At 73.3% G+C, this 25,124-nt stretch carries 25 protein-coding genes; 9 read left to right on the top strand and 16 right to left on the bottom strand.

Features of this window, described 5'->3' with window-relative positions:
* Positions 1 to 48 precede the first annotated feature (48 nt).
* The 7 genes from ACERUJ_RS10505 (at position 49) to ACERUJ_RS10535 (ending at position 7,334) form a co-directional block, all read left to right on the top strand.
* Entirely contained in the window at positions 49 to 204 is a 156-nt protein-coding gene (locus ACERUJ_RS10505) for a hypothetical protein (protein ID WP_370248472.1), read from the top strand.
* A 72-nt stretch (positions 205 to 276) separates the two neighbouring features.
* The gene (locus tag ACERUJ_RS10510) at positions 277 to 1,692 is read left to right on the top strand and encodes a DUF1800 domain-containing protein (protein ID WP_370248473.1); all 1,416 of its coding nucleotides are present in this window, start codon (positions 277 to 279) and stop codon (positions 1,690 to 1,692) included.
* Positions 1,689 to 3,002 (top strand): DUF1501 domain-containing protein, encoded by a 1,314-nt coding sequence (locus ACERUJ_RS10515; RefSeq protein ID WP_370248474.1) that lies wholly within the window; start codon positions 1,689 to 1,691, stop codon positions 3,000 to 3,002. Before ACERUJ_RS10510 ends, ACERUJ_RS10515 begins: the two co-directional genes overlap by 4 nt.
* A 52-nt stretch (positions 3,003 to 3,054) precedes the next feature.
* Positions 3,055 to 4,581, top strand: a complete 1,527-nt coding sequence (locus tag ACERUJ_RS10520; RefSeq protein WP_370248475.1) for a UDP-N-acetylglucosamine 1-carboxyvinyltransferase — start codon at positions 3,055 to 3,057, stop codon at positions 4,579 to 4,581.
* A 46-nt stretch (positions 4,582 to 4,627) separates the two neighbouring features.
* The gene (locus ACERUJ_RS10525) at positions 4,628 to 5,443 is read left to right on the top strand and encodes a glycerophosphodiester phosphodiesterase (protein WP_370248476.1); all 816 of its coding nucleotides are present in this window, start codon (positions 4,628 to 4,630) and stop codon (positions 5,441 to 5,443) included.
* Positions 5,440 to 6,831 carry an MFS transporter gene (locus ACERUJ_RS10530; RefSeq protein ID WP_370248477.1) on the top strand — a complete coding sequence of 464 codons (1,392 nt, stop codon included), beginning with the start codon at positions 5,440 to 5,442 and terminating at the stop codon, positions 6,829 to 6,831. Before ACERUJ_RS10525 ends, ACERUJ_RS10530 begins: the two co-directional genes overlap by 4 nt.
* 116 nt (positions 6,832 to 6,947) lie before the next feature.
* Positions 6,948 to 7,334, top strand: a complete 387-nt coding sequence (locus ACERUJ_RS10535) for an RNA polymerase-binding protein RbpA (protein WP_370248478.1) — start codon at positions 6,948 to 6,950, stop codon at positions 7,332 to 7,334.
* 49 nt (positions 7,335 to 7,383) lie between these two features.
* Here the strand turns inward: ACERUJ_RS10535 and ACERUJ_RS10540 are convergent, their stop codons facing one another.
* The 7 genes from ACERUJ_RS10540 to ACERUJ_RS10570 form a co-directional block, all read right to left on the bottom strand.
* Positions 7,384 to 7,878 carry an FxsA family protein gene (locus ACERUJ_RS10540; protein ID WP_370248479.1) on the bottom strand — a complete coding sequence of 165 codons (495 nt, stop codon included), beginning with the start codon at positions 7,876 to 7,878 and terminating at the stop codon, positions 7,384 to 7,386.
* Between the two features lie 9 nt (positions 7,879 to 7,887).
* Positions 7,888 to 8,664: a polyprenol monophosphomannose synthase gene (locus ACERUJ_RS10545; RefSeq protein ID WP_370248480.1), complete on the bottom strand. Its 777-nt coding sequence runs from the start codon at positions 8,662 to 8,664 to the stop codon at positions 7,888 to 7,890.
* The gene (gene lnt, locus ACERUJ_RS10550; RefSeq protein WP_370248481.1) at positions 8,661 to 10,220 is read right to left on the bottom strand and encodes an apolipoprotein N-acyltransferase; all 1,560 of its coding nucleotides are present in this window, start codon (positions 10,218 to 10,220) and stop codon (positions 8,661 to 8,663) included. Before lnt ends, ACERUJ_RS10545 begins: the two co-directional genes overlap by 4 nt.
* A 429-nt stretch (positions 10,221 to 10,649) precedes the next feature.
* Positions 10,650 to 11,045: a hotdog domain-containing protein gene (locus ACERUJ_RS10555; RefSeq protein ID WP_370248482.1), complete on the bottom strand. Its 396-nt coding sequence runs from the start codon at positions 11,043 to 11,045 to the stop codon at positions 10,650 to 10,652.
* Positions 11,042 to 11,815, bottom strand: a complete 774-nt coding sequence (locus tag ACERUJ_RS10560; RefSeq protein ID WP_370248483.1) for an OAM dimerization domain-containing protein — start codon at positions 11,813 to 11,815, stop codon at positions 11,042 to 11,044. The genes ACERUJ_RS10555 and ACERUJ_RS10560 overlap by 4 nt, the downstream gene beginning before the upstream one ends.
* Complete coding sequence (locus ACERUJ_RS10565) at positions 11,812 to 13,380, bottom strand: lysine 5,6-aminomutase subunit alpha (RefSeq protein ID WP_370248484.1); 1,569 nt, start codon at positions 13,378 to 13,380, stop codon at positions 11,812 to 11,814. Before ACERUJ_RS10565 ends, ACERUJ_RS10560 begins: the two co-directional genes overlap by 4 nt.
* Positions 13,377 to 14,468, bottom strand: a complete 1,092-nt coding sequence (locus tag ACERUJ_RS10570) for an L-erythro-3,5-diaminohexanoate dehydrogenase (RefSeq protein WP_370248485.1) — start codon at positions 14,466 to 14,468, stop codon at positions 13,377 to 13,379. The genes ACERUJ_RS10565 and ACERUJ_RS10570 overlap by 4 nt, the downstream gene beginning before the upstream one ends.
* A 138-nt stretch (positions 14,469 to 14,606) precedes the next feature.
* On the opposite strand from ACERUJ_RS10570, the gene ACERUJ_RS10575 reads away from it, so the two are divergent.
* A complete protein-coding gene (locus tag ACERUJ_RS10575; protein WP_370248486.1) occupies positions 14,607 to 16,016 on the top strand; it encodes a KamA family radical SAM protein in 1,410 nt (469 codons plus the stop codon).
* A 12-nt stretch (positions 16,017 to 16,028) separates the two neighbouring features.
* Here ACERUJ_RS10575 and ACERUJ_RS10580 read toward each other — a convergent pair whose 3' ends face one another.
* Entirely contained in the window at positions 16,029 to 16,499 is a 471-nt protein-coding gene (locus ACERUJ_RS10580; RefSeq protein ID WP_370248487.1) for an Lrp/AsnC family transcriptional regulator, read from the bottom strand.
* A 35-nt stretch (positions 16,500 to 16,534) separates the two neighbouring features.
* Here ACERUJ_RS10580 and ACERUJ_RS10585 point away from each other — a divergent pair, with 35 nt between their 5' ends.
* A complete protein-coding gene (locus ACERUJ_RS10585) occupies positions 16,535 to 17,482 on the top strand; it encodes a 5'-3' exonuclease H3TH domain-containing protein (protein WP_370248488.1) in 948 nt (315 codons plus the stop codon).
* Here ACERUJ_RS10585 and ACERUJ_RS10590 read toward each other — a convergent pair.
* From ACERUJ_RS10590 to ACERUJ_RS10625, 8 genes are read right to left on the bottom strand one after another with little or no spacing between them, the layout of a single operon-like run.
* A complete protein-coding gene (locus ACERUJ_RS10590) occupies positions 17,472 to 17,954 on the bottom strand; it encodes a DUF2510 domain-containing protein (protein WP_370248489.1) in 483 nt (160 codons plus the stop codon). The two genes, ACERUJ_RS10585 and ACERUJ_RS10590, sit on opposite strands and share 11 nt — an antisense overlap.
* A gap of 51 nt (positions 17,955 to 18,005) precedes the next feature.
* Positions 18,006 to 20,822 carry a DEAD/DEAH box helicase gene (locus ACERUJ_RS10595; protein WP_370248490.1) on the bottom strand — a complete coding sequence of 939 codons (2,817 nt, stop codon included), beginning with the start codon at positions 20,820 to 20,822 and terminating at the stop codon, positions 18,006 to 18,008.
* Complete coding sequence (locus ACERUJ_RS10600; protein ID WP_370248491.1) at positions 20,819 to 21,547, bottom strand: hypothetical protein; 729 nt, start codon at positions 21,545 to 21,547, stop codon at positions 20,819 to 20,821. The genes ACERUJ_RS10595 and ACERUJ_RS10600 overlap by 4 nt, the downstream gene beginning before the upstream one ends.
* The gene (locus tag ACERUJ_RS10605) at positions 21,544 to 21,951 is read right to left on the bottom strand and encodes a hypothetical protein (RefSeq protein ID WP_370248492.1); all 408 of its coding nucleotides are present in this window, start codon (positions 21,949 to 21,951) and stop codon (positions 21,544 to 21,546) included. The genes ACERUJ_RS10600 and ACERUJ_RS10605 overlap by 4 nt, the downstream gene beginning before the upstream one ends.
* Complete coding sequence (gene tatC / locus ACERUJ_RS10610) at positions 21,948 to 22,814, bottom strand: twin-arginine translocase subunit TatC (protein ID WP_370248493.1); 867 nt, start codon at positions 22,812 to 22,814, stop codon at positions 21,948 to 21,950. Before tatC ends, ACERUJ_RS10605 begins: the two co-directional genes overlap by 4 nt.
* Before the next feature lie 17 nt (positions 22,815 to 22,831).
* Positions 22,832 to 23,083, bottom strand: a complete 252-nt coding sequence (tatA, locus tag ACERUJ_RS10615; protein WP_370248494.1) for a twin-arginine translocase TatA/TatE family subunit — start codon at positions 23,081 to 23,083, stop codon at positions 22,832 to 22,834.
* A gap of 8 nt (positions 23,084 to 23,091) precedes the next feature.
* On the bottom strand, positions 23,092 to 24,126 hold the full coding sequence (locus tag ACERUJ_RS10620) for a helix-turn-helix transcriptional regulator (protein WP_370248495.1): 1,035 nt from the start codon (positions 24,124 to 24,126) through the stop codon (positions 23,092 to 23,094).
* Positions 24,123 to 25,103: a helix-turn-helix transcriptional regulator gene (locus tag ACERUJ_RS10625; RefSeq protein ID WP_370248496.1), complete on the bottom strand. Its 981-nt coding sequence runs from the start codon at positions 25,101 to 25,103 to the stop codon at positions 24,123 to 24,125. The genes ACERUJ_RS10620 and ACERUJ_RS10625 overlap by 4 nt, the downstream gene beginning before the upstream one ends.
* Between the last annotated feature and the right edge of the window lie 21 nt (positions 25,104 to 25,124).

Genomic DNA, 25,124 nt, shown 5'->3' on the forward strand with positions numbered 1-25,124 from the left:
GGTGCCGAACTGCTTCCTACCGTCGAGCCACGACGTGAGGAGGACCACATGTTCGACACCGCTTTCGACCACGACTCGGCCGGTCAGCACCTGACGCGCGACCGGCCCTGCTCCACCTGCGGACACGCGCCGCACACCTTCCTCGCCTGTTCCGACACCTGCGGCTGTCGACCGCTCGGGGTCGACCGCGTGCTGGCCGGCTAGGCGCGGGGAGGGCCCATCATGGGGAGGGCATACCGCGGCACACCACTGCTGTCGCCGAGCGACCGGCACCTGGTGTCCCGCTTCTCGTACGGCGTCACCCCGGAGCTCGCCGCCCGGGTGCGCAAGGCCGGCGGCGCGCGCCGCTGGTGGCAGGCCGAGCTGAACGCCGGGACGGCTGATCCGGGCGCCGGACAGATCGACGGCTGGTGGCCGGACCTGGACGACGACCCCGGCCGGCTGTGGATCAACAGCCGGGCCCGCGGCAGCGACCGCACCGGCTACAAGGTGATGATCGACTACCAGCGCTGGTGCCTGGCGCGACGCATCGTCGCCGACCGGCAGCCGCGCGAGGTGATGACGGAGTTCTGGGAGAACCTGTTCAACGTCCCGACCCTCGGCGACCCGTCGTTCGTGCAGCGCTTCGACTACGGCCAGACGATCCGGCGCAACGCGTTCGCCTCCTACGAGACGATCCTCACCGCTGCGGTCACGCACCCCGCGATGCTGCTCTACCTCGACCAGTGCTCCTCCACCAAGGAGCACCCGATCGAGAATCTCGGGCGCGAGCTGCTGGAGCTGCACACGGTGGGCCGCGGCGCCTACGACGAGTCCGAGGTGGTGGCCTCGGCCCGCATCCTCACCGGCTGGCTGGTGCGCACGGCGTTCAAGACCTCCGACATGGCCAGCTGGGACCGCTACTACGACCCCGCCGAGCACTGGACCGGCACGGTCCGGGTGATGGGCTTCAGCGACGCCAACCGCGACCCCCGCGACACCGGGCTGCTCGGCCGCTACCTGCGCTACCTCGCCCGGCACGAGCGCACCGCGCTGCGGGTGGCGCAGCGGCTCGCGGTGAAGTTCGTCAGCGACACCCCGTCGCGGCGGCTGGTCGAGAACCTGGCGCGGGTCTACCTCGCGAACGACACCGAGATCGTGCCGGTGCTGGAGGCGCTCGTCTCCGACCGTGAGTTCCAGGGTGCGGTCGGCCGCAAGGTCCGCGACCCCGGCGAGGACATCGTCGCCACCCACCGGGCGCTGGGGTCGCGGATGTCCAAGCCCCGCACCGACGACGACGCCGCCCAGGTGACGCTCTACCAGTCCTCGCTGATGGGGCAGACGCCGTTCTCCTGGCCGCGGCCCGACGGCTCGCCCATCGACAACGCCAGCTGGTCGACCCCCGCCCGCATGCTGGGGTCCTTCAAGGTGCACCACAACCTCGCCCACGGCGCGTGGCCCAACCGTGGGGTCACCTACCGGTCGGCGTCGTCGTGGCTGCCGCCGCTGCCGGCACGGTTCAGCCAGGTGGTGGACCACCTCTCGCGCCAGATCCTGCACCGGCCCGCCAGCGACCGGCTGATCCGCGCCTGCGCGGCCGCGACGGGCCAGCAGCCCGGCGAGACCGTCACCTCCGGCCACCCGGTGGCCCACGCCCAGCTGGATCTGGTGCTGACCACGATCCTCGACTCCCCGGAGCACCTCGCGCGATGACGACCTCGACCCCCGACCACGTGACCACCGACCCCCTGGCCCCCGGCCCCGGGAGCACGCCGGCGGACGACGCCCCCACGTGCTGCGACCCGACCCTGACCCGCCGACGGCTGCTCGAGGCCACCGCCCTCGCGGCCGCGACGGGCGGGACCACCGCGGTGTTCGGCGACGCCGTGCTGCAGACCGCCTACGGCGCCCCGCGGCCCGGACGGCCGGTCCTCGTGGTGCTGTCCCTGCGGGGCGCCGCCGACGGGCTCAGCATGGTCGCGCCCTACGGCGACCCGACCTACCTGGCCTGCCGCGGCTGGCAGGCCATCGGCTCGGACCGCGTGTGGGGCGGCGACGGGTTCTTCGGCTGGAACGACGACCTCAAGGCCCTCCAGCCGCTGTGGAACAGCAAGCGGCTGGCGGCCGTGCACGCCGTGGGCCTGCCGATCCCCAACCGCTCCCACTTCTCGGCGATGGAGCAGATCGAGGACGCCGACCCGACGTCGTCGGTGCGCACCGGCTGGCTCAACCGGCTGATCGGCCTGCGTGACGGCGGCCCGCTGGCGGGCTTCAACGTCGACGAGGGCGTCACGCCGACCTCGCTGTCGGGCCCCGCGCCGTCGATGGGCGCGGCGCAGGTGGACCGTGTGTCCATCGCCGGGTCGACCTCCCCCACCGATCGCCGGATGCGGTCGCTGCACGCGCTGTGGGACGGCGAGGGTGGCGCGCTCGGCCTGGCCGCCCGGCGCAGCTTCACCGTGGTCAAGGACTTCAAGCCCGTCCTCAAGGCGAGCGCGAAGCCCCGCAACGGGGCGAAGTACCCCAACGGCGACCTCGGGACGGCCCTGGGCACGGCGGCCCGCGTGATCCGCGGCGACGTCGGGGTGCAGGTGCTCACCGTCGACTACGGCGCCTGGGACATGCACGCCAACCTCGGGGTCAACGGGGGCGACATGAGCAAGCACTGCCAGACCCTGGCCCAGGGCATCGCCGCCTTCTTCACCGACCTCGGCCAGGACGGCGACCGCGTCACCCTCATCACCGTCACCGAGTTCGGGCGCCGGATGCAGCTGAACTCCCAGCAGGGCCTGGACCACGGCTGGGGCTCGGTGATGCTGCTGGCCGGGGCCGGGGTGAACGGCGGGCGGTTCTACTCCCGCTTCCCCGACCTCGACGACACCCTCGAGGCCGACCTCACGGTGACCACCGACTACCGCACGATCCTCTCCGAGATCGTCGAGGCCCGTTTCGGCGTGGCCCGCAACAAGGTCTTCCCCGGATTCGCCGAGCGGGCGCAGACCGGACTGCTGCGCCCGGCCTGACACCCGGGCTCAGGATGTCGCGCTATCTCACATGTGAGTTAGCGTGGGCCGCATGGTCGTCGACTACAAGGGCCGCATCGGGAACCTCATCCGCGACGCGCGCAAGCATCGCGGGCTCACGCAGGCGCAGCTCGCCGAGCTGCTGAGCACCAGCCAGAGCGCGATCAACCGGATCGAGAAGGGGCACCAGAACCTGTCCCTGGAGATGCTGGCGCGCATCGGCGAGGCCCTGGACTCCGAGATCGTCTCCCTCGGCGCCGGCCCCACCCACCTGCGGGTGCAGGGGCCCACCACGCTGTCGGGCTCGATCGAGGTCAAGACGTCGAAGAACGCCGGGGTCGCGCTGCTGTGCGCCTCCCTGCTCAACCGTGGCCGCACCGTGCTGCGCCAGGTCGCGCGCATCGAGGAGGTCAACCGGCTGCTCGAGGTGCTCGACTCCCTCGGGGTCCAGACCCGCTGGCTCAACGACGACAACGACCTCGAGATCGTGCCCCCTGCCGAGCTCGACCTCTCCCGGATCGACGAGGCGGCTGCCCGACGCACGCGCTCGGTGATCATGTTCCTGGGTCCGCTGCTGCACCGCGCCGACGTCTTCGACCTCCCCTACGCCGGCGGCTGCAACCTCGGCACCCGCACCGTGGAGCCGCACCTCGCCGCCCTCCAGCACTTCGGTCTGGAGGTCAAGGCCACCGACGGCAGCTACCACGCCACGGTCAACCGGGCGCTGGAGCCGACCCGCCCGATCGTGCTCACCGAGCGCGGCGACACCGTCACCGAGAACGCCCTCATGGCCGCCGCCCTGCACCCGGGCACCACCACGATCCGCAACGCCTCGTCGAACTACATGGTCCAGGACCTGTGCTTCTACCTGCAGCGCCTCGGCGTGCGCATCGACGGCGTGGGCAGCACGACGCTGGTGGTGCACGGCCTGGAGCGCATCGACGTCGACGTCGACTACGCCCCCTCCGAGGACCCGATCGAGGCGATGTCGCTGCTGGCGGCCGCCATCGTGACCCGCTCCTCGATCACCATCACCCGGGTGCCGATCGAGTTCCTCGAGATCGAGCTGGCGGTCCTGGAGGGCATGGGCTTCGACTACCGCCGCAGCGAGGAGTACCCGGCCCGCAACGGTCACACCCGCCTGGTCGACATCGAGACCCGGCCCTCGACGCTGCGCGCCCCCCTGGACAAGATCCACCCGATGCCGTTCCCGGGCCTCAACATCGACAACCTGCCCTTCTTCGCCGTCATCGGGGCGGTCGCGCAGGGCACGACCTTCCTGCACGACTGGGTGTACGAGAACCGGGCCATCTACCTCACCGAGCTCACCAAGCTCGGCGCCCAGGTCAAGCTCCTCGACCCCCACCGGGTGATGATCGAGGGCCCCACGTCGTTCTCGGGCGCCGAGCTGGTCTGCCCGCCCGCCCTGCGGCCCGCGGTCGTGATCCTGCTGGCGATGCTGGCCTCCAAGGGCACCTCGGTGCTGCGCTCGACCTACGTCATCGCCCGCGGCTACGAGGACCTCGCCGAGCGTCTGAACACCCTGGGCGCCAACATCGAGACCTTCCGCGACATCTGAGGCCGTCCTCCCGGCGGGTGCGGACCGTTCCCGCGATACTGGGGCGGTGACGTCACCGCGGACGGGCCGGGCCTACCTCGACGCCCCCTCGGAGCAGTCCGGGGCGGTGCTTGCACTGGCCCATCGTGGCGGGGCGCGCCATCCGGACCTGATCGGCATCGAGAACACGATCCGGGCCTTCGAGCACGCCGTGGCGCTGGGCTACCGCTACCTCGAGACCGACGTGCACCTGACCCGTGACGGCGTGCTCGTGGCGTTCCACGACACGGTGCTCGACCGCGTCACCGACGGCCGGGGGCCGATCGCCGCACTCCCCTGGGCCGCGGTGAGGGAGCTGCGGGTCGGTGGCCGTGAGCCGATCCCGCGCCTGGACGACGTCCTGGACGCCGTGCCTGGCCTGCGGTTCAACATCGACCTCAAGGCGCCCGGCACCCCCGACGCCCTCGCCGCCGTGGTGGCGCGTCGGGGACTGGCGGACCGCGTGCTCGTCGGGTCCTTCGACCACCGACGCCTGGTCCGGTTCCGGCGCCTCACCGCGGGCTCGGTGGCCACCGCGGCCAGCCCGCCCGAGATCACCACGGTCCTCACCGGTGCCCCGCTGCTGGCCCGGCGGGTGGCGCGCGGCTTCGACGCCCTGCAGGTGCCGCGGCACGCCCTCGGCGGTCGGGTGCCGGTGACCACCGACCGACTCGTGCGACGCGCGCACGCCGCAGGCGTCCCCGTGCACGTCTGGACCATCGACGACGCCGCCACGATGACCGCCCTGCTCGACCAGGGCGTGGACGGCCTGTTCACCGATCGCACGGACACCCTGGCCCGGGTACTGCAGGATCGGGGTCGATGGTGGAGGGAGACCACATGAGCACGTCCCCGGGGATCGCCGACCTCGAACCGCTGCGACGACGTCGCGAACAGCGCGCCTGGACCTGGTACGACTGGGCCAACAGCGCCTACTTCACGACCGTGCTCTCGGTGCTGTTCGGCCCCTACATGGCCACCGTCGCCGGTCGTGCCGCCGGATGCGGGGAGGAGGTGGAGGGCTGCGAGCGCACCCTGTCGGTGCTCGGCCTGGGCGTCGCGCCCGGCTCGCTGCCGTTCTACCTCACCAGCTTCGCCACGATCCTGAGCGCGTTCGTGCTGCCGTTCGTGGGCGCGCTGGTGGACCGCTCGCCCCGCAAGCGCCTCCACCTCGCCGCGTTCGCGTGGAGCGGGGCCGCGACGGCGTCGCTGCTGTTCTGGATGCGCGACGACCAGTGGCAGATCGGAGCGGTGGCGGTGGTGGTCTCCAGCGTGCTCGCGGGCTGTTCGCTGGTGAGCTACTCCGCGCTGCTCGTCGACATCTCCGATGAGCAGGAGCGCGACGCGCTGTCCTCGCGGGGCTGGGCGTTCGGGTACCTCGGGGGCGGGGTGCTGCTGGCGCTCAACCTCGTGCTCGTGCTCGGCAACGACGCCTTCGGCATCTCCACCGAGCTCGCCGTGCGGCTCTCGATGCTCTCGGCCGCGGTGTGGTGGGCGGCCTTCACGATCATCCCGGTCACGCGACTGCGCGACCGGCCGCCGAGCGCCCCCGAGGGACCCGGCGGCAGCCTGGTGGACCGCAGCTTCGGGCAGCTGCGGCGCACGCTGCGCGAGCTGCGCTCCTACCCGATGACCCTGCGGTTCCTGGTGGCCTACCTCTTCTTCAACGACGGCATCCAGACCGTCATCTACGCCGCCTCGACCTACGGGGAGAAGACCCTGGGGTTCGGCACCTCGGTGCTGATCGGCACGATCCTGCTCATCCAGTTCGTCGCCTTCGGCGGGGCCCTGCTCTTCGGTCGCCTGGCGGCCCGCTACGGCAGCTACACCCCGATCCTGCGCGGCCTCGCGGTGTGGATCGTCATCGTCGTCGTGGCGTTCTTCCTGCCGGCCCGGAACGTGGCCCTGTTCCTCCTGGTCGCCGTGGGCATCGGCGTCGTGCTCGGCGGCACCCAGGCGCTCTCGCGCTCGTTCTTCAGCCTGCTGATCCCCCGGGGGCGGGAGGGGGAGTACTTCGCCCTCTACAACGCCTGCGAGCGCGGCACCTCCTGGCTCGGCACCTTCGTCTTCGGTCTGGTCTTCCAGCTCACCGACTCCTACCGTCCGGCGCTGCTCGCGCTGCTGGTCTTCTTCGTCGTCGGCGGCGCGCTGCTGCTGCGCGTCGACCCCGAGCGCGGCATCCGCGAGGCCGGCAACGACGTCCCCCTCGCTCTGCGGCGCGCGTCGGTGTGAGGTTGCGCGAACCCGGCGTGGAATCTTGGAGGGCTGGGTAACGTTGAACCCACGACAGGGTGCGACCGCACCCGAGGACGCGCTCCCCCGAGCGCGACGACAGCGGGAGGTGGCCCATGGCCGAGCGCACGCTGCGCGGCGCACGACTGGGTGGACAGAGCTTCGAGGACGAGCGCGGCATCGAGTTCGCCGCGCGCCAGCAGGTGGGATACCGCTGCGCCCAGGGGCACGAGTTCGAGATCACGATGTCGATGGAGGCCGAGATCCCGGCCGTGTGGGAGTGCCCCCGATGCGGCACCGAGGCCCTCAGCACCGCCGGCATCGAGCGGGAGGAGAAGGTCGAGAAGCCCGCCCGCACCCACTGGGACATGCTCCTCGAGCGCCGCTCGGAGAAGGAGCTGGAGGACATCCTCAAGGAGCGCCTGGAGCTGCTCCGCGGCGGTGAGATCGGTCCCGCCCACCTGCACCGCCCCGCTCCCAAGAAGCGCAAGGCCTCGGTCTAGGCCGACCTCGACGAGGCGTCCGCTGCGGCGGACGCCCCGATCGAGCGGGTCAGTCGATCACCTCGCCCCGGACGACGTCGTCGCCGGGGCGAGTCGTCGTTCCGGGCCCGGGACGCGCACCGACCCGCGCGGCGACGGCGCCGTCGAGGCGCCGGGCCACCACCCGCGCGAGGACCCGTCGGAACACCGGCCGGGTGAAGGGCAGGATCAGGGCGATGCCGAGCAGGTCGCTCACGAACCCCGGGGTCAGCATCAACGTGCCGCCGATGAGGATCAGGGCCCCGTCGGCCAACTCGGTGGCGGGCATCCGACCGCTGTCCAGCGCACTGCGCAGGGCCCGCCACGCGCGTCCGCCCTCGCGCTTGATCAGCCAGCTGCCGAGCAGGCTGTCGGCGACGAGCAGCGCGATCGTCCACCACGCGCCGATCACCTGGCCCACCTGCACCAGGACGTAGATCTCCACCAGCGGCACCACGATGAAGGCGACGAACGCGATCCACAGCAGGGGACGGCGGCGACGTCGGGTGGGGGTCGGGGCGCTCATGGGCCCATCCTAGGAGGGCGGGCGAAGGCCTTCCCGCGGCTGCGCGGCCGGGCCGCTCCAGCGTTCCCAGCGACGACGCACGCCCCATCCGGTGATGCGTCGCAGCGACTCCCAGGCCACCTGTCCGCTCATCTTGGACTCCCCGTGCACCCGCTCCACGAAGTCGATCGGCACCTCGGCCACCCGCAACCCGGCGGCCAGGGTGCGCGCCACGAGATCGGTCTGGAAGACGTACCCGGTGGAGGCGATCGTGGCGAGGTCGACCGACTCCAGGGTGGTGCGACGGTAGAGCCGATAGCCCGCGGTGGCGTCGCGCACGGCGATCCCCAGGAGCAGGCGGACGTAGAGGTTGCCGCCGCGCGAGAGCAGCTCGCGGCGTCGGGGCCAGTCGATCACGCGACCCCCGGGCACCCAGCGCGACCCGATCACCAGGTCGGCGTCCACCAGCGCGGCCCGCAGCCGGTGCAGCTGCTCGGGCAGGTGCGAGCCGTCGGCGTCCATCTCCCCGACGACGTCGTAGTCGCGCGCCAGCGCCCAGGCGAACCCGGCCAGGTAGGCCGCGCCGAGTCCCTCCTTGGCCCGGCGCTGCAGGACGTGCACGCGGGGGTCGGTCGCGGCCAGGTCCGCCGCGAGGTCGCCCGTCCCGTCCGGTGAGCCGTCGTCGACGACCAGCACCTCCACGTCGGGCTCGGCGGCGTGCAGCCGACGCAGCAGGCCGGGCAGGTTCGCGGCCTCGTTGTAGGTGGGCACCACCATCAGCGTGCGCGCGGACGCCGCGGAGGTCACGCCTGCCCCGTCGAGTGACCCGTCGAGTGACCCGTCGGCTGGTCCGGGGCCCGCCGCTCACGCCGGCGCCGCACGAGCGCGACGAGCACCACCAGCAGGGCCGCCGGGCGCACGGTCGCCCGCAGGAGCATGCCCATCCGGGTGCCCGGGGTGACGCCGTCGCGCAGCGGAACCCGGTCCACCAGGACCTCCTGCACCCGCCGGTCGGTGGCGGCGAGCACCGTGCCGTCGGCGGCGATGATGCCCGAGATCCCGTTGGTCGAGGCCACGACGGTGGTCTTGCCCGACTCCACCGCGCGGGCGCGGGTGAGGGCGAACTGCTGGTCGACCTGTCCGGTGAAGATGAAGGTCGCGTTGCTGGTCTGCACCGCCAGCAGGTCCGCCCCGTTCTCGATCTGGGCGGCGATGCCGTTGTCGTAGGCCACGTCGAAGCAGATCGCGTCGGCCACCCGCGCGGGGCCCAGCCTCAGGGGCTCGGTCTCGTCACCGGCGCGCATGTCGCGCGGTATCCGCGCCAGCTGACCCGACTGCGTCATGCCGAGGCGGTCGAAGAGCGGACGCCACGGGATGTACTCCCCCATGGTGACCGGATGCCACTTGGTGTAGCGCTGACCGGGACCGGTGACCGGGTCCCAGACGATGCCCTGGTTGCGCACGTGGTCGGGTCCGTCGTCCACGAGGCCGCCCACCACGACCGGCACCCCGATCGCCGCCACGGCCTCCCGGATGCCGGCGTTGGTCTCGAGGTCGAGGAAGGGGTCGCGGGCGGTGGAGTTCTCCGGCCAGAGCACGAAGTCGGGGGCGGGCACCCGGCCGGCGGCGACGTCGGCGGCGAGGGCGAGGGTGGCGTCGACGTGGTTGCGGGTGAGCCCGGCGGGGTCGGCGAGCACGTCGTTGCCGCGCCCCGGCACGTTGCCCTGCACGGCGGCCACCGTCGCGCTGCCGGTCACGGGCAGCTCGTAGGGCACCGCCAGCGGGAGCAGCGCCGCACCGGCCACCACCAGGGCCGCCACCGCGGCGAGGCGCTGCTCGGCGCCGCGGGTGACCAGGACCCGCAGCACGAACATCGACAGTGCCACGACGACGAGGGTGACCCCCGTGATCCCGACGTAGGTCAGCAGCGGGGCGAACGGGGTGTCGATGGCGGCGAAGCCCAACCGACCCCACGGCATCCCGCTGAACGGCTGCTCGCTGCGGGTCACCTCGACCGCGGTCCACACCAGCGCCACCCACACCGGCCACCAGCGCAGTCGGTGCACGAGGGCGGCGCCGGCGCCGGCCAGCCCGAGGAAGGCCGCCTCGATCGCGGCCAGGGCCAGCCACGCCACCAGTCCGTTGGACTCCTTCATCCACCAGATGTGCGGGAAGTAGAAGCAGGCCCCGAACACCAGTCCGTAGCCGAAGCCGGCGCGGACCCGCACCCCGCGGGTCACGGCCCCGAACCCCAGCAGCGCGACGGGCACGACCGCACCGGCGGCGACGGGCTCGAAGGCGAGCACGAGCAGCAGACCGGAGGCCGCGGCGAGCGCCAGGCGGCCGGGCATCCCGTGCAGCACGCCGCCACGGTACCGGCCGGGGACCCACCCCCTCCTGCAGGGTCCGGGAGGACCGACCGCGGCCTTCGGCCGTCCAACGCCGCGACCGGCTGCCGTGACGAGGTCGTTGTCTAGGGACCGAGGCGGTCCTCCCGGGCCGCTCCCATGGCGCGGACCGACCTCCGCGGATCGGGACGGCGGGATGTTGGCGCGATCACCCGCTGTTCCGACCACTCGGACGTCGGTCCGCTCTCCACGTCCTGCACGAGCGGCCGGGCGTCAGATTGCTGTGAGCAACGCCACTTGTCAACCGGCCCGTGACCTGCGCATTTTCCAGAACCCGCAGGTCGCGACACGGGTCGGGGTATCAGGGCTCGAACGTAAAAACCTGGGTCCGACCGGCGTGTCGCGCCCCGACACGCCGCGTCGCGATCGCGGTGTCGATTCCGATCACTCGGGCGGGGGCACGACGACCGTGCCACGCGCGCTCGTCGCCAGGATCGGCTCCGCGAGCGGGAGGGCGCGCCCGGGGCGCTCGGGGGTCGCGGCTCCCCGCGCGACGACGTGCAGGGTGAAGGCCATCCGGCGGGACCGCCGGCCGGCCTCGACCAGCCGGGCGGTCACCTCCACGACGTCGCCCGCGCGCACGGGGGCGTGGAACTGCACGTCGTCGTAGGAGGCGAACAGGCCCTCGTCGCCGTCGAGCAGGATGGCGAGGTCGGTGGCGGCGTCGCCGAACAGCGCCAGCCCGTAGGCGCCGTCGACGAGGTCGCCGGCGTAGTGGGCGTGGCTGAACGGGACGTAGCGGCGGTGGGTCACGCTGTTCTCGGCGGGGTGCTCGCTCATGACGCTGCCTCTCGGGTGCGGAGTCGGTGGGCCAGGTAGGAGGCCACCTCTCCCGGGGTGGTGCCGCGGGCGAAGACGCGGTCGACACCGAGCTCGTCGGCCATGAGCTCGTCGAACCGCGGGCCCCCCACGATGAGCCAGGGGCGCCGGTCGTCGGGGAAGGCCTCGCGGAAGGCGGCCGACATCTCGCGGGTGTTGAGCAGGTGCGCGTCGCGCTGGGTGACCACCTGGGAGACCAGCACGGCGTCGGCCCGCTCGGCCTCGGCGCGCGCCACGAGGTCGGGCACCGACACCTGCGCCCCCAGGTTCACCACCCGCAGCTCGCGGTAGTACTCCAGGCCCTTCTCCCCCGCGAACCCCTTGATGTTGAGGATCGCGTCGATGCCGACGGTGTGGGCGTCGGTGCCGATGCACGCGCCGACCACCACCAGCCGCCGTTGCAGGGTCTCCTTGACCACGGCGTTGACCTCTCGGGGGGTCAGCAGCGGGTAGTCGCGCTCGACGACCTTCACCTGGGCGACGTCGACGTGGTGGTGCACGCGACCGTAGACCACCACGAAGGTGAACCCGGGGCCGATCGGTTTGGCGTGCACGACGAGCGCGGGGTCCATGCCCATCCGGTTCGCCAGCTGCTGGGCCGCACCCTCCGCGATCTTGCCGTGCGGCAGCGGCAGGGTGAAGGAGAGCTGCACCATGCCGTCGCCGCGGGTGTCGCCGTAGGGCACGACGACGTCGGGCAGTGCGGGCGCCTCGGGCTGGTCGGGGGTCATCGGTCCTCCTCGGCCGCGTCGAGCAGGTCGACGGCGGGATTGACGTAGGCGTCCGACGTCTCGGCGACGCCCTCCAGCCCGCGGCCGGCGTCGGCGGGCCGCTTCATCAGCCCGAAGGTGCCGGCGGCGATCGCGCTCAGCAGCCCGTCGCGCCCCACCTGCTCCAGCAGGGTGATGGCCTCCTCCAGGACGTGGTGGGCGCGCTGGACGATGACGCCGTCCGGGCGCGGGTGGAAGTCCTCGTGCAGCCGGCCGGCGGCGTCGAGGACGTAGCGCACGTTCTGCAGCGCGATGTCGCGGTCGGAGAGCCACGGCGTGACCACCGCCTCGGTCATCATCCCGACCAGCAGGATGCCCTGGCCGGTGAGGGCGCCGGCGAGGTTGAAGAACCCGTCGAGCAGGTTGCCGCGGAACACGTCCCCGGTCATGTGGCGGGTGGGCGGCATCCACTTCAGGGGGGCGTCGGGGAACAGCTCGCGGGCGAGCAGGGCGTGGGCGAGCTCGAGGCGGAAGGAGTCGGGGATCGCCGGGTCGATCTCGAAGGCGTGGCCCAGCCCGAGCTGCCAGTCCGCCAGGCCGGCCTCGTGGGCGAAGAACTCGTTGAGCAGCTGGCTGGTCGTCACCGTGTGCGCGGCCTCGACGGCGTCGGCGGTGGTGAGGTAGTTGTCCTCGCCGGTGTTGATGATGATCCCCGCCCGGGCGTGCACCTGCCGGCTGAAGCGCTGGTCGACGAAGGTCCGCACCGGGTTGATGTCGCGGAACAGGATCCCGTACATCGAGTCGTTGAGCATCATGTCGAGGCGCTCGAGTCCGGCGAGCACGGCGATCTCGGGCATGCACAGGCCGCTGGCGTAGTTGGTGAGCCGCACGTAGCGGCCCAGCTCGCGGCTGGTCTCGTCCAGCGCGGCCCGCATCAGCCGGAAGTTCTCCTGGGTGGCGTAGGTGCCGGCGTAGCCCTCGCGGGTCGCCCCCTCGGGCACGAAGTCGAGCAGGCTCTGCCCGGTGGAACGGATCACCGCGATCACGTCGGCCCCCTCCCGGGCGGCCTGCTGGGCCTGCGGGATGTCCTCGTAGATGTCGCCGGTGGCGACGATGAGGTAGATCCAGGGGGTGCGCGGCGCGTCGCCGTGCTCGGCGACCAGGGCCTCGCGACGGGTGCGCTGTGCGTCGATGCGTGCCAGGCCGGCGGCGACCGCCGCGCGCGCCTGCGCGGCCGCGGCCCGCGCGCCGGCGCCCTCGGGCAGGCGGAAGGTGACGCCGCCGGCGGCGGCCTTCGCCGCCAGCGTGGGCAGGTCGGGGGCGACGTCGCGCGCCAGCGCGTCCCACACGGGCAGCACGACGCCGTGCTCGAGCCCGACGTCGGCGCGCACGACGTCGACGAGGTGGTTGACCCACGGCGTGCCCTCGTCGTCGGCGCCGCCGAGGCCGGCCAGACGCAGGGTGGCGCGCTCGACGGCGACGGTCGTGTGGCGGCGCGCGAGGTCGACGATCGGTCCCCCGGCCCGCGCGGCGAGCGCGCGGGCGTGCGCGACCCGGGCGGGATCCAGGCCCAGCTTGCCGCTCACGCCTCCACCCGCCCCTCCAGCAGTCGCCGCACGCCGTCGTGGCGCGCGACGAGGCCCAGGGCCTGCTCGGCGTGTCCCGGGACGTAGCCGTTGCCGACCAGCATCGTGACGTCGGCAGCCAGCCCCTCGGCCCCCAGCGCCGCCCCGGCGAAGGAGGTGGCCATGGAGAAGAAGACCACCGTGCCGCCGTCGGCCGTCGCGAGGATCGCCCCGCCCTCGCAGCCGGGCACGTCGACGCAGACGACGGTGACCGCGGCCGGTCCCCCGGCCTCCCGGACGGCGTCACGCACGGCCAGCGGGTCGCGGGCGTCGGCGATCACCACGGCGTCGGCGAGACCGCTGGCACGCAGTCGCGCGGCCTCGGCCTCGTGGGGCACCAGGCCGATCAGCCGCCCGGCGCCGGCCTCGCGGGCGGCGGCCAGGCTCAGGCACCCGGACTTCCCCGCGCCCCCGATCACCACGACGACAGGGGCCTGCTCCTGCCGGGCGCGTCGCTCGGCGACGACCCGCGCGGTGAGGGCGGGCGCGCCGCACACGTCCATCACGGCCAGCGCCAGCGGTTCGGGGAGGTCGGCCGGCAGTCGCGCGGCGATGGACCGGCCGAAGAGCACCGCGTAGCCGTCGCACGGCACCTGCTCGCTGCGACCGTCCCAGGACCGCAGCCCGTCGGTGATCACCAGCGGGGTGAGGGTGAGGGAGACGAGGGTGGCGACGTCGTCGCCCACCCGCAGGCCCAGGGGGGACTCCGCGCCCACCTCCTCGACGGTGCCGAGCAGCATGCCCCCGCTGCCGGTGACCGGGTTCTGCATCTTGCCGCGGGCCGCCACGATGTCGAGCACTGCGGCCCGCACCGCGTCGCCGTCGGTCCCCTCGGGCGTGCGGTGGGTCTCGGCGAGCTGGCGGTAGGACGCGGCGTCGAGGTTGAGGCGTCGCACCCGGACCCGCACCTCGTCGGGCCACAGATCCGCCCGGGTGTCGAGCCGCTCGGCGGCCTGCGGGAGGACCACCGGGCGGTCGAGCACGCGATGGACCCCGGTGGGGTCGCTCACCGGACGGCTGACGTCCACGGCCGGCTGTGGATGCGACATCTGACTGCTCCGATCATCGATGGCAAGAGAATCTACGGTCCTGATACTCACTGACAGCAGATTCTTGACGTAGCCTAGCCCTGAACGTGGCGCGGATCACCCCGAAGCGCCGCACGGCCCTGACCTACGGAGACCCCGATGACCCTGGACACCGACCTCCGCGTCGCCGCGACCGCCCACGAGGCGCGGACGCCGGCGGAGCAGCCCTACCACTACGGCCGGACCGAGCTGGTGGAGCCCGACTGGACCCGGTTCCCGGGATGGCGCGACGTCACGCCGGCCGACTGGGCCTCCGCCCAGTGGCAGCGGGCGCACTGCGTGAAGACGCCCGAGCAGCTGCGCGGCGTCCTGGGCGACCTGGTGGCGGACCGGTTCTACGAGGACCTCGAGCGCGACCGGCGCGAGCGGGCCACGATGTCGATGCTGGTGCCGCCGCAGATGCTCAACACGATGGTGCCGTCCGGCGTCGGCCCCGGGGAGGACTGGACCGCGGCGTTCTACGCCGACCCGGTGCGCCACTACATGATCCCGGTGTTCTCCGACCGCCGCACCGACTGGCCGAGCCACCCCCTGGCCTCGCGCGACTCCCTGCACGAGCACGACATGTGGGTCGCCGAGGGGCTGACCCACCGCTACCCCACCAAGGTGCTCGCCGAGCTGCTGCCGACCTGCCCCCAGTACTGCGGGCACTGCACCCGGATGGACCTGGTGGGCAACTCCACCCCGACCGTCACCAAGCTGAAGTTCCTCGGCCGCCCCACCGACCGGCACGAGGACATGCTCGACTACCTGCGCCGCTCGCCCCAGGTGCGCGACGTCGTGGTGTCCGGCGGCGACGTCGCGAACCTGCCCTGGGCCCGGCTGGAGGCCTTCCTCGACGCCCTGCTGGCGATCGAGAACATCCGCGACATCCGGCTCGCCACGAAGGCGCTGGTCGGCCTGCCCCAGCACTGGGCGCAGGACGAGGTCGTCGAGGGCATGGCCCGGGTGGCCGGCACCGCGCGGCGTCGCGGCGTCTCCCTGGCCATCCACACCCACGCCAACCACGCCCAGCAGGTGACCCCGGCGGTCGCGGCGGCCGCCGCCGCCATGCTGGAGGCCGGCGTGCGCGACGTGCGCAACCAGGGGGTCCTGCTCGACGGGGTCAACAACGACCCGCACGCCCTGCTCGACCTGTGCTTCGCGCTGCTCGACGGCGCGCAGATCATGCCGTACTACTTCTACCTCTGCGACATGATCCCCGCCGCCGAGCACTGGCGGATCTCCCTGGCCCGCGCCCAGGAGCTGCAGCACCACATCATGGGCTACCTGCCCGGGTTCGCGACCCCGCGACTGGTGTGCGACGTGCCGTTCGTCGGCAAGCGGTGGGTGCACCAGAACGCCGAGTACGACCGCGAGCGCGGCATCTCGGGCTGGACCAAGAACTACCGCACGAGCCTGGAGCAGGCCGACGCCGACGCGCTGACCCGGACGTACTCCTACTACGACCCGATCCACACCCTGCCCGAGGCCGGGCAGGCCTGGTGGAGGGCGCAGGCCGGCGCCTGAGTGATCCGAGACTCAGGCGGGACCCGGGGCCCCGGTGATCGGGCGGTTCTCGTACGGGGTCGAGAGCACGATCGTGGTGCGCGTCGAGACGTTGGCGGCGGCGCGGATCCGGGCGAGCAGGTCCTCGAGGTCGCCCGGCGTGGCCACCCGCACCTTGAGGATGTAGGACTCCTCCCCCGCGACCGACCAGCACGCCTCGATCTCGGGCAGGCTGCGCAACCGCTCCGGGGAGTCGTCGGCCTGGGAGGGGTCGATGGGTCGGATCGAGACGAAGGCGGTGAGCGGCAGCCCCACGCGGTCGTAGTCGAGCGAGGCGCCGTAGCCGCGGATCAGGCCGCGCTGCTCCAACCGCTTGACGCGCTGGTGCACCGCCGAGGTCGACAGGCCGGTGGCCTTGCCGAGATCGGTGTAGGACATCCGGCCGTCGAGGGCGAGCAGGTCGAGGATCCGACGGTCGGTGGCCTCGAGATCGGCAGCGCTCATGGGACGCAGCGTAGTGCTGCCCTAGGGTCGGCCGCATGAGCGACCATCCGCAGCGGCTCCTCCTGCTCGACTCCGCCTCGATGTACTTCCGGGCGTTCTTCGGGATGCCCGAGCACCTCGCCCCCGACGGCACGAACGTCAACGCCGTGCGCGGCATGCTCGACTACGTGGTCCGGCTGCTCGAGGAGTACCGGCCCCAGGCCGCGGTGTGCTGCTGGGACGACGACTGGCGCCCGCAGTGGCGGGTCGACCTCGTGCCCACCTACAAGGCCCACCGGGTGGTGGAGCCGGTCCCGGGCGGCACCGACGTCGAGGAGGTGCCCGACCCGCTGGCCGTGCAGGTGCCGATCCTCCGTGAGGTGCTCGGCGCCCTCGGCCTCGCGGTGGTCGGGGCGCCCGAGGCCGAGGCCGACGACGTCATCGGCACCCTCGCCACCACGTGGGCCGCCGCCGGAGCCGGTCCGGTGGACGTGGTGACCGGCGATCGCGACCTGTTCCAGCTCGTCGACGACGCCGCGGGCGTGCGCGTGCTGTACATCGCCAAGGGCGTCGGCCGTCACGAGCGGGTCGACGAGGCGTGGGTGCGGGAGAAGTACGGCGTCGAGGCCAGCCAGTACGCCGACTTCGCGACCCTGCGCGGCGACGCCTCCGACGGCCTGCCCGGGGTGGCGGGCATCGGGGAGAAGACCGCGGCCGTGCTGCTCGGCGCCCACGGCGACCTCGCCGGCGTGATCGCCGCGGCCCACGACGCCGCCTCCGACCTCAAGCCCGCGGCCCGCCGGCGGATCCTGGAGGGCCTGCCCTACCTGGCGGTGGCGCCGGAGGTGGTGGCCGTGCGACGCACGCTGGACCTCGGCACCCCGGCGCTGTCGGTGCCCGCCGTCCCCGCCGATCCCGACGCGCTGGCCGCCCTGGCGCAGCGGTGGAACCTCGAGGGGGCCGTGAGCCGGCTGCTCGACGTGCTGGCCGACCTCAGCCGCTGAACCCGGCCACCAGCTCACCGACCAGCCGGTCGACGACCTCGGCGCCTTCCAGCTCGACCTCCATCGTGCGGCCGCCGACGTGGAGCGTGACCGTGGTCCCCGCGACGTCGATCCCGTCGATGGCGGCGAGCCGGAGGCTCCGGTGGCCGCCGTCGTCGGTGACCACCAATCGTCGGTCGGTCACGGCGAGCGCACCGGCGGGCGTCGCCACGACGGTGCGCAGGTCCTCCCCGGCCGCCAGCAGGGGGCGCACCGACGCGGCGAGCGGGTCCGGCTCGGGCTCCGGCTCGGGCTCCGGCTCGGGCTGCTGGTCGACGGGCCGCGCGTAGGGCGACACCGAGGGGGCGAGCAGCGGGGCCACCGGGTCCAGCGCCACGACGCCCCGGTCGGACACGTGATCGCTCCACGTGGTGCCGTCCCAGTAGCGCAGTTCGTGGCGGTGGAACGGATCGGGGTGCCAGGCAGCGTCCATGGCCCGCATCCTCCCAGGTCGCCCGCGCGCGTGGGGCTCGGCCTGCCCTGCCTACTCGGCGAGCCCCGAGTAGGCCACGATGCCGCGCTTGCAGCGGGTGACGACCTGGCGCGCCACCACGCGCAGCGGCGAGGCGCCGGCCGCCTCCGCCACCTGGCCGGCGAGATCGATGAGCTGCTTCATCCGTCGCACGAAGTCGCCGGCGGCGAGATCGCCGCCGCGCAGGACGTCGTCGAGGTCGTCGCCCTCGCACCAGCGGAACGCCATGTGGGCGAACCCGGCATCGGGGGCGCGCAGGAAGTCCAGGTGGTGCTCCTTCTCCACCGCGTCCAGCTCCGACCACAGGCGCCGGGTGGCCTCCAGCGCCTGACCGGTACGCCCGCCGGGCACCCGGGGCCCGACGTCGTCGGGTCGCCGGGCCTCGTGCACCAGCGAGGAGAGCACCGCGGCCAGACCGCTGGCCGCCAGGCCCTCCCAGAGACCGCGCCGCAGTGCCTCGGCCGCGAGCAGGTCCAGCTCGGAGTACAGGCGCATCAGGTGACGGCCCTCCTCGGTGACCTCGTCGCCGTCGAGGTAGCCCAGCACGGTGAGCACGTCGCAGACCCGGTCGAACTGGCGCGCCACGGTGTTGGTGCGGCTCGCGATCCGACGACGCAGGGTCGCGGCGTCCCGGTCGAGCTTGAACCACCGGTCGGCCCATCGGGCGTGGTCCTCGCGCTCGCCGCAGCCGTGGCACGGGTGCGCCTTGAGCTGCGCGCGCAGGGCGGCGATCTCCTCCTCCACCGCCGAGGGCCTGCCCCGCGTGCTGCGCACCGCGGGCGGCGGGGGCAGGTCGCGGGTGCGCTCGCGCAGCTGGGCGGCGAGGTCCTTGCGCTGCTGGGGGTTGCGCCCGTCGAACCGCTTGGAGATCCGCAGCCGGGCCTGCGCAGTCACCGGCGCGGGGAAGTCGATCATCGCCAGCCGCCGCGCCTGCCGCTCGACGGTGACGACGTAGGGTCGCGGTCCGCCGTGGTCGAGCGGTGCCCACCCGTTGTCGACGATCACGGCCCACCCGCTGAACTTGCCGGTCGGGACCATCACGACGTCACCGGGCGCGAGCCGGCGCAGCGACTCGGCGACCTCCTCGCGCACGTCGTCGCGGCGCACCCGGCTGGCCTGCTTCTCGACCTCGCCGATGCGACGACGCAGTCGTGCGTACTCCATGAAGTCGCCCAGGTGGCACTGCGCGGCCTCGGCGTAGCCGGTGAGGGCGTCGTCGGCGCGGGTGAGCTCGCGCGCGAGCCCGACCACCGAGCGGTCGGCCTGGAACTGGGCGAAGGACTGCTCGAGCAGCTCGCGGCTGCGGTCGCGACCGAACTGGTGCACGAGGTTGGCGGCCATGTTGTAGGAGGGCCGGAAGGAGGAGCGCAGCGGGTAGGTGCGGGTGGAGGCCAGGCCGGCCACCTCGCGGGGGTTGGTGCCCGGCTGCCAGAGCACGACACCGTGGCCCTCGACGTCGAGGCCCCGCCGGCCGGCGCGCCCGGTCAGCTGGGTGTACTCCCCCGGCGTGATGTCGGCGTGCTCCTCGCCGTTCCACTTGCGCAGCTGCTCCAGCACGACCGTGCGCGCGGGCATGTTGATGCCGAGCGCGAGGGTCTCCGTCGCGAACACGACCTTGCAGAGCCCGCGGACGTAGAGCTCCTCGACGACCTCCTTGAACGCCGGCAGCATGCCGGCGTGGTGGGCGGCGACGCCACGGCTCAGGGCGTCGAGGAAGTCGTGGTAGCCCAGGACGTGCAGGTCGGCGCCGCCGAGCTCGCGGGTCGCGGACTCGACGTAGTCGACGATCTCGTCGCGCTCCTCGTCGGTGGTGAGGCGCACGTCGGCGGCCAGGCACTGCTGCACCGCGGCGTCGCACCCGGCGCGACTGAAGATGAACACGATCGCGGGCAGCAGGTTCTCGCGCTGGAGGCGGTCGATGACCTCGGGCCGCGTCGGCACCCACACCCGGCGCCCGTTGCCCACCTGGCGTCCGCCCTGGGCGCGCGTGCGCTGGCGCTGGGCCTTGGTGGAGCGGCGATCGCGGATCTGGCCGGCGGCCCACTCGTCGCGGGCGATCTTGAGCAGCTCCTCGTTGACCTTCGCACCTTCGCGCACGAACCCGGCGGCGGCGTCGACGTCGGAGGAGGCGAAGAGGTCGAGCAGGCGGCGGCCCACCATGACGTGCTGGAACAGCGGGACCGGACGCCGCTCCTCCAGGATCGTGGTCGTCGCGCCGCGCACGGTCTCCAGCCACTCGCCGAACTCCTCGGCGTTGGACACCGTGGCCGAGAGCGAGACGAGGGTGACCGACTCGGGGAGGTGGATGATGACCTCCTCCCACACCGCGCCGCGGGAGCGGTCGGCGAGGTCGTGCACCTCGTCCATCACGACCACCCCGAGGTCGCGCAGGGTGTGGGAGCCGGCGTAGAGCATGTTGCGCAGCACCTCGGTGGTCATCACCACGATCGGCGCCTCGCCGTTGACGCTGTTGTCGCCCGTGAGCAGGCCGACCTCGTCGGGGCCGTAGCGACGCACGAGGTCGGCGTACTTCTGGTTCGACAGCGCCTTGATCGGGGTCGTGTAGAACGCCTTGCGGCCCCGGGCGCGCGCCCAGTGGATGGCGAACTCGCCCACGATGGTCTTGCCCGACCCGGTCGGGGCGGCGACCAGCACGCCGCGGCCCTCCTCGATCTCGCGACACGCGCGGGCCTGGAAGTCGTCGAGCGCGAACTCGTAGTGGGCCGTGAAGTCGCGGAACACCGGGTGGCGCGAGGAGGAGCGGTAGGCGGCGTACCGGGCCGCCGGGCTCAGGTCGTCCTCGTCGGGGCCGCCGTCCAGCCGGGTCACCGCCACACCTCCAGTGCTCCCGGCGTCCAGGTGAGGGTCACGGGGCCGGGTCCCGCGACCACCCCGTCCACGACGACGTCGTGGCCGGGCGCTGCCAGCGTGACACGTGCGACCCCACCCGTCGGAGCCGCCCTGCCGTCGTGGGCGAGGAGACCGCCGGCGACGCAGGGCTCCCGGGCCGTCCGCGGGTCCACGCGCACCACCGGCAGGGCGCCGGGGGTGGCGCGGACACCGTCGACCTCCCACAGCACCGTGCGCAGCAGGTCGCGGTCCGCACCACGACGCGGCACGACGGGGCCGCGCCACGCGCCGACGCCGGGCCCCGACCGGGGCCGCAGGCGCGCCTCGAAGGCCATCCAGCCCCCGCCGGCACGGGCGAGGCCCTGCGGGGTCGCCACGCCGTGGAGCACCCGCTGCACGGCTGCCGTGGGCTCGGTCGGCAGCTGCCACGCACCGCACAGCAGCGGTGCGCGCCCCACCGGCACGACCCCGAGGCGTCGACCGCACGCGGCGGGCAGCAGGGCCGCCAGGTCGGTGTCCTCGCCCACCAGCACCAGGTCCGTGCCGTCGGCGGCGACCTCCGGCGGCCACGCGGCCTCGGCGGGCCGGACACCGAGGACCGGTCGCCCGCCCACGCGCAGCAGGGTCGCGACACCGGCGGCGAGGTCGCGCGCCCGTCGCGAACGGCCGTGCACCACGAGCACCGGTGCCCCGGTGCTGCTCACCGGCCGAGCCGCAGCAGCACCGCGTAGGACGTGGGCCGGGCCCCGAGGGCCCGGGCGAAGCGCTCGACCGCGACCAGGGTGGACTCCGGTCCGTGGGCGGTCCCGGGCAGTCCCAGGGTGAGCCGGTCCTCGCGTCGCAGCAGACGCACCTGACCCAGCCGCCACTCCTCGTGCACGGCGCGCCGCACCTCCTCGACGACGACGGGCTCGGGATAGGCGACGTCGACGGCGAGCAGGTCGCACGCGAGGTCGTCCTGCCCCGTCGCCGCACACACGAGCCGTCCCCGCACGAGCGGTCCGCAGCCCAGGGCGTCGTCGGCCTCCCAGACGACCTCGTGCACCCCGAGCGCCTCCGGCAGGTCGAAGGGGTCGACACTCTGGGCGGGCAGCGGCCCGCGGGTCACAGCGGCGAGGCCTCGTCGTCGGACCAGGCCTCCTGCTCGGCGCGGCGCCGTCCCCGCATGCGGTCCACGAAGCGGGCGATCACCTCGGCGACGAGGAAGAGCACCACCATCGGCAGCGCCAGCATCAGCATCGAGAACGGGTCGGTGGAGGGCGTGGCGACCGCGGCGAACACGAAGGTGCCCATGATGATCCAGGCGCGGTACCGACCCAGCGCACGACCGCTCACGACGCCGGCGAGGTTGAGCATCACCACGAACAGCGGGATCTCGAAGGCGACACCGAAGACCAGCAGCATCCGGGTGAGGAAGGTGAAGTAGTCGCCGAACTCGACCAGGTTGGTGACGTTGTCGGGGGTGAACCCGATCAGCACCTCCAGGCCGGTGGGGAGCACGTAGTACCCGGTGGCGACGCCGACGAAGAACAGCGGCCCGGCGATCGCGGTGAAGATCCGGGTCCACTTCTTCTCGTTCGCGTGCAGCCCGGGCACGATGAACGACCACAGCTCGTAGAGCCACCAGGGGCTGGAGACCACCAGCGCCGCGACACCGCACAGCTTCAGCTGCAGCATCAGACCGGCGGTGGCGCCGGTGATGACGGCCTCGGACTCCACACCCGGGTCGAGCAGCTCCACCGCGTCGCGGTAGGGGTTCTGGACGAGGTCGAGCAGCTGGTCGTAGAAGAACAGCATCACGAAGAACGCGACGACCAGGATCAGCACCGAGCGGATCAGGCGGGCGCGCAGCTCGCGCAGGTGATCCGACAGCGCCATCCGGCCGTCGGCGCCCACGGGGTGGGCGGGACGGCCGGAGAGCAGGTTGACCAGGCCGGAGAACCGACCGTTGACCGAACCGGAGGTGGACATGCCGACTCCGGCCCGGCTCAGGCGGTGTCGTTGCGCCGGGCCGGGTCCTCGGTGGCGGGCGCGGCGGTGTCGCCGGGGGCGAGCTCACCGGGCTGGGCCGGCTTGTCGTCGTCGTCGAGCAGGCCCTTGGTCTCGGCCTTGAAGATGCGCAGCGCACGACCGCTGCCCCGCGCGAGGTCGGGGAGCTTCGCAGCGCCGAACAGCAGGACGACGATGCCGAAGATGAGCAGGAGCTCCGTGGTGCCGAGGCTGCCGATGAGCGGGGTCATGAGGATCCTCACGGGGTCGTGGGTGGTGGGTCCAGTGTACGGGGCGGGTCGGTGTAGAGCCGCAGGGAGGAGGCCGCGGCCTCCCGGAACACGGCGTCCAGCTCCGGCGGGTCGATCACGGAGGCGTTCGGTGCCAGCCGCAGGAGCAGATGGGTGAGCCACCCCGGATCGGCCACCTCGAGGTCGACGTCGAGACGACCGGCCTGCGCGGGATCGTCGGGGTCGTCGGGCACCGGGCGCTGGGCCAGCACCGGGTAGTACTCCACGACCCAGTGGGCGCGGGGGCCCAGTCGCAGGGTGACGGTGCGGGTGTCGCCGTCGCCGAAGAGCCCCTCCGAGCCCGGACGTCCGGTGCCGGCGGCGGTCGTGACGGGGCTGTCGAGCACGGTGGCGTCCTCGATGCGGTCCAGGCGGAACCAGCGGGCGCCCTCGGCGGCGTGGCACCAGGCGTCGAGGTAGGTCTGGCCGTCGAAGGTGGCCAGCGCGTGGGGGTCGACGACCCGCACCGACCGCTCGTCGCGCGCGGGCACGTAGTACACGAGCTCGAGCTGGCGGCCGGACTCCAGCGCCGCCCGCACCGGGCCCAGCGCGGCGGGCTCGGCCGGCGCCACGGGGTCGGGGGTGATCCGCACCGGCGCGCTGGCCGCGGCGGCCGCCAGCTTGGCGGCGACACGGTCGATGATCGCGGCGGTGTCGGGCTCGGCCTGCAGTCGCAGCGCCTGCAGTGCGACGCCGATCGCCGAGGCCTCCACGGGCGTCAACCGCAGGGGCCGGGCGAGGTAGGAGACGTTCCCGAGCCGGATCAGCGCCTCGGGGCGCGCCTTGCCGCGTTCTCCCTCCAGGGCGTCGATGTCGACGTCGATGAGGTCGTCGGGCAGCCCGCCCGGCAACCCGCACATGAACAGCACGCGCAGGTCGCGCAGCACCTGGTCGGGGCTGACGCCCAGGGCCTCGGCCGCCTCGCCGAGTGACAGGGCGCCGTGCGCGTGGACCATCGGCACCAGGGTGAGCAGCCGCGCCACCTGGTCCTGGGCGCCGCTCACGGCGCGCCCCCGGCCCGGGCGCCGACGGCCGCGACCAGCCGAGCCCGGACCTCCTCGCGCAGCGAGGCCGGCGCCTCGACCACGACGTGGTCGCCCAGCGCGAGCACGTCGTCGGCGAGGCTGCCCGTGCCGGGCAGGTGCACCCGGTCCCAGCCGGTGCGTGCGTCGGGGCCGGGCACCCCGGTCTCGACGCGGGTGGCGCGGCGGCGCAGCGGCAGCGCGCGGTCGGTGCGGGCCAGGATCACGGCCGGCTCACCGTCGCGGGGCGGCACCAGGGCCCGCGCGACGGAGGCGAGGTCGACGTCGGCGGGCACCTCGAAGGCACCCGGCTCCCCCACCGCGAGCACCTCGCCCTGCACCCGGGAGAGCCGGAAGACGCGGCGCTCACCGCGGTCGAGGTCGTGGCCCACGACGTACCAGCGCCCGGCGTAGCGGGTGATGCCCCACGGCTGCAGCCGGCGCCGGGCGGCCGACCCGGCGGCGGAGCGCCGGTAGTCGAACTCGATCTCGCGGCGTTCGACGACGGCGTCCCACACCACGTCGAAGCCGGGTTCGTCGGCGCCGAGCTGGGGCTGGGCGATGTCGAGGGCGGCGAGGTCGGTCTGGATGCCCGCCGCCCGCAGCTTGCGCACGGCCTCGGACGTGGCGTGCGCCAACCGCTGGTGGCCCCACACGCGCGTGGCCAGCCCGATCACGGAGGCCTCCTCGGCGTCGAGCTCGATCTCGGGCAGCGCGAACTCGGCCGGGCTGATCCGGTAGCCCACCTCGTCGTCGAAGTAGGCGTCCAGCGCCCCGACCTCGATCGGGACGCCGAGGGCGCGCAACGCCTCCTTGTCGCGCTCGAACATCCGCTCGAAGGCCTCGGTGCCCTGGTCGGGGTAGAGCAGCTCGCGGATGCGCTCCTTGGCGAGGTAGTGCCGCTGCACGAGCAGCATGATGAGCAGGTTCATCAGCCGCTCGGTGCGGGAGGCGCTCACGCGGGGTCCTGCCGGGTCGAG

Source organism: Nocardioides sp. (assembly GCF_964228225.1).
Classification (GTDB): Bacteria; Actinomycetota; Actinomycetes; order Propionibacteriales; family Nocardioidaceae; genus Nocardioides.

What these genes read in the sequence shown, in the direction of transcription:
- ACERUJ_RS10520 (WP_370248475.1), top strand. Translation starts at nt 3,055, where the DNA reads ATGGTCGTCGACTACAAGGGCCGCATCGGGAACCTCATCCGCGACGCG.
- ACERUJ_RS10590 (WP_370248489.1), bottom strand. Translation starts at nt 17,954, where the DNA reads ATGGACGCTGCCTGGCACCCCGATCCGTTCCACCGCCACGAACTGCGC.
- tatC (WP_370248493.1), bottom strand. Translation starts at nt 22,814, where the DNA reads ATGTCCACCTCCGGTTCGGTCAACGGTCGGTTCTCCGGCCTGGTCAAC.
- ACERUJ_RS10560 (WP_370248483.1), bottom strand. Translation starts at nt 11,815, where the DNA reads ATGACCCCCGACCAGCCCGAGGCGCCCGCACTGCCCGACGTCGTCGTG.
- ACERUJ_RS10555 (WP_370248482.1), bottom strand. Translation starts at nt 11,045, where the DNA reads ATGAGCGAGCACCCCGCCGAGAACAGCGTGACCCACCGCCGCTACGTC.
- ACERUJ_RS10570 (WP_370248485.1), bottom strand. Translation starts at nt 14,468, where the DNA reads ATGTCGCATCCACAGCCGGCCGTGGACGTCAGCCGTCCGGTGAGCGAC.
- ACERUJ_RS10540 (WP_370248479.1), bottom strand. Translation starts at nt 7,878, where the DNA reads ATGAGCGCCCCGACCCCCACCCGACGTCGCCGCCGTCCCCTGCTGTGG.
- ACERUJ_RS10585 (WP_370248488.1), top strand. Translation starts at nt 16,535, where the DNA reads ATGAGCGACCATCCGCAGCGGCTCCTCCTGCTCGACTCCGCCTCGATG.
- tatA (WP_370248494.1), bottom strand. Translation starts at nt 23,083, where the DNA reads ATGACCCCGCTCATCGGCAGCCTCGGCACCACGGAGCTCCTGCTCATC.
- ACERUJ_RS10580 (WP_370248487.1), bottom strand. Translation starts at nt 16,499, where the DNA reads ATGAGCGCTGCCGATCTCGAGGCCACCGACCGTCGGATCCTCGACCTG.
- ACERUJ_RS10575 (WP_370248486.1), top strand. Translation starts at nt 14,607, where the DNA reads ATGACCCTGGACACCGACCTCCGCGTCGCCGCGACCGCCCACGAGGCG.
- ACERUJ_RS10515 (WP_370248474.1), top strand. Translation starts at nt 1,689, where the DNA reads ATGACGACCTCGACCCCCGACCACGTGACCACCGACCCCCTGGCCCCC.
- ACERUJ_RS10535 (WP_370248478.1), top strand. Translation starts at nt 6,948, where the DNA reads ATGGCCGAGCGCACGCTGCGCGGCGCACGACTGGGTGGACAGAGCTTC.
- ACERUJ_RS10505 (WP_370248472.1), top strand. Translation starts at nt 49, where the DNA reads ATGTTCGACACCGCTTTCGACCACGACTCGGCCGGTCAGCACCTGACG.
- ACERUJ_RS10530 (WP_370248477.1), top strand. Translation starts at nt 5,440, where the DNA reads ATGAGCACGTCCCCGGGGATCGCCGACCTCGAACCGCTGCGACGACGT.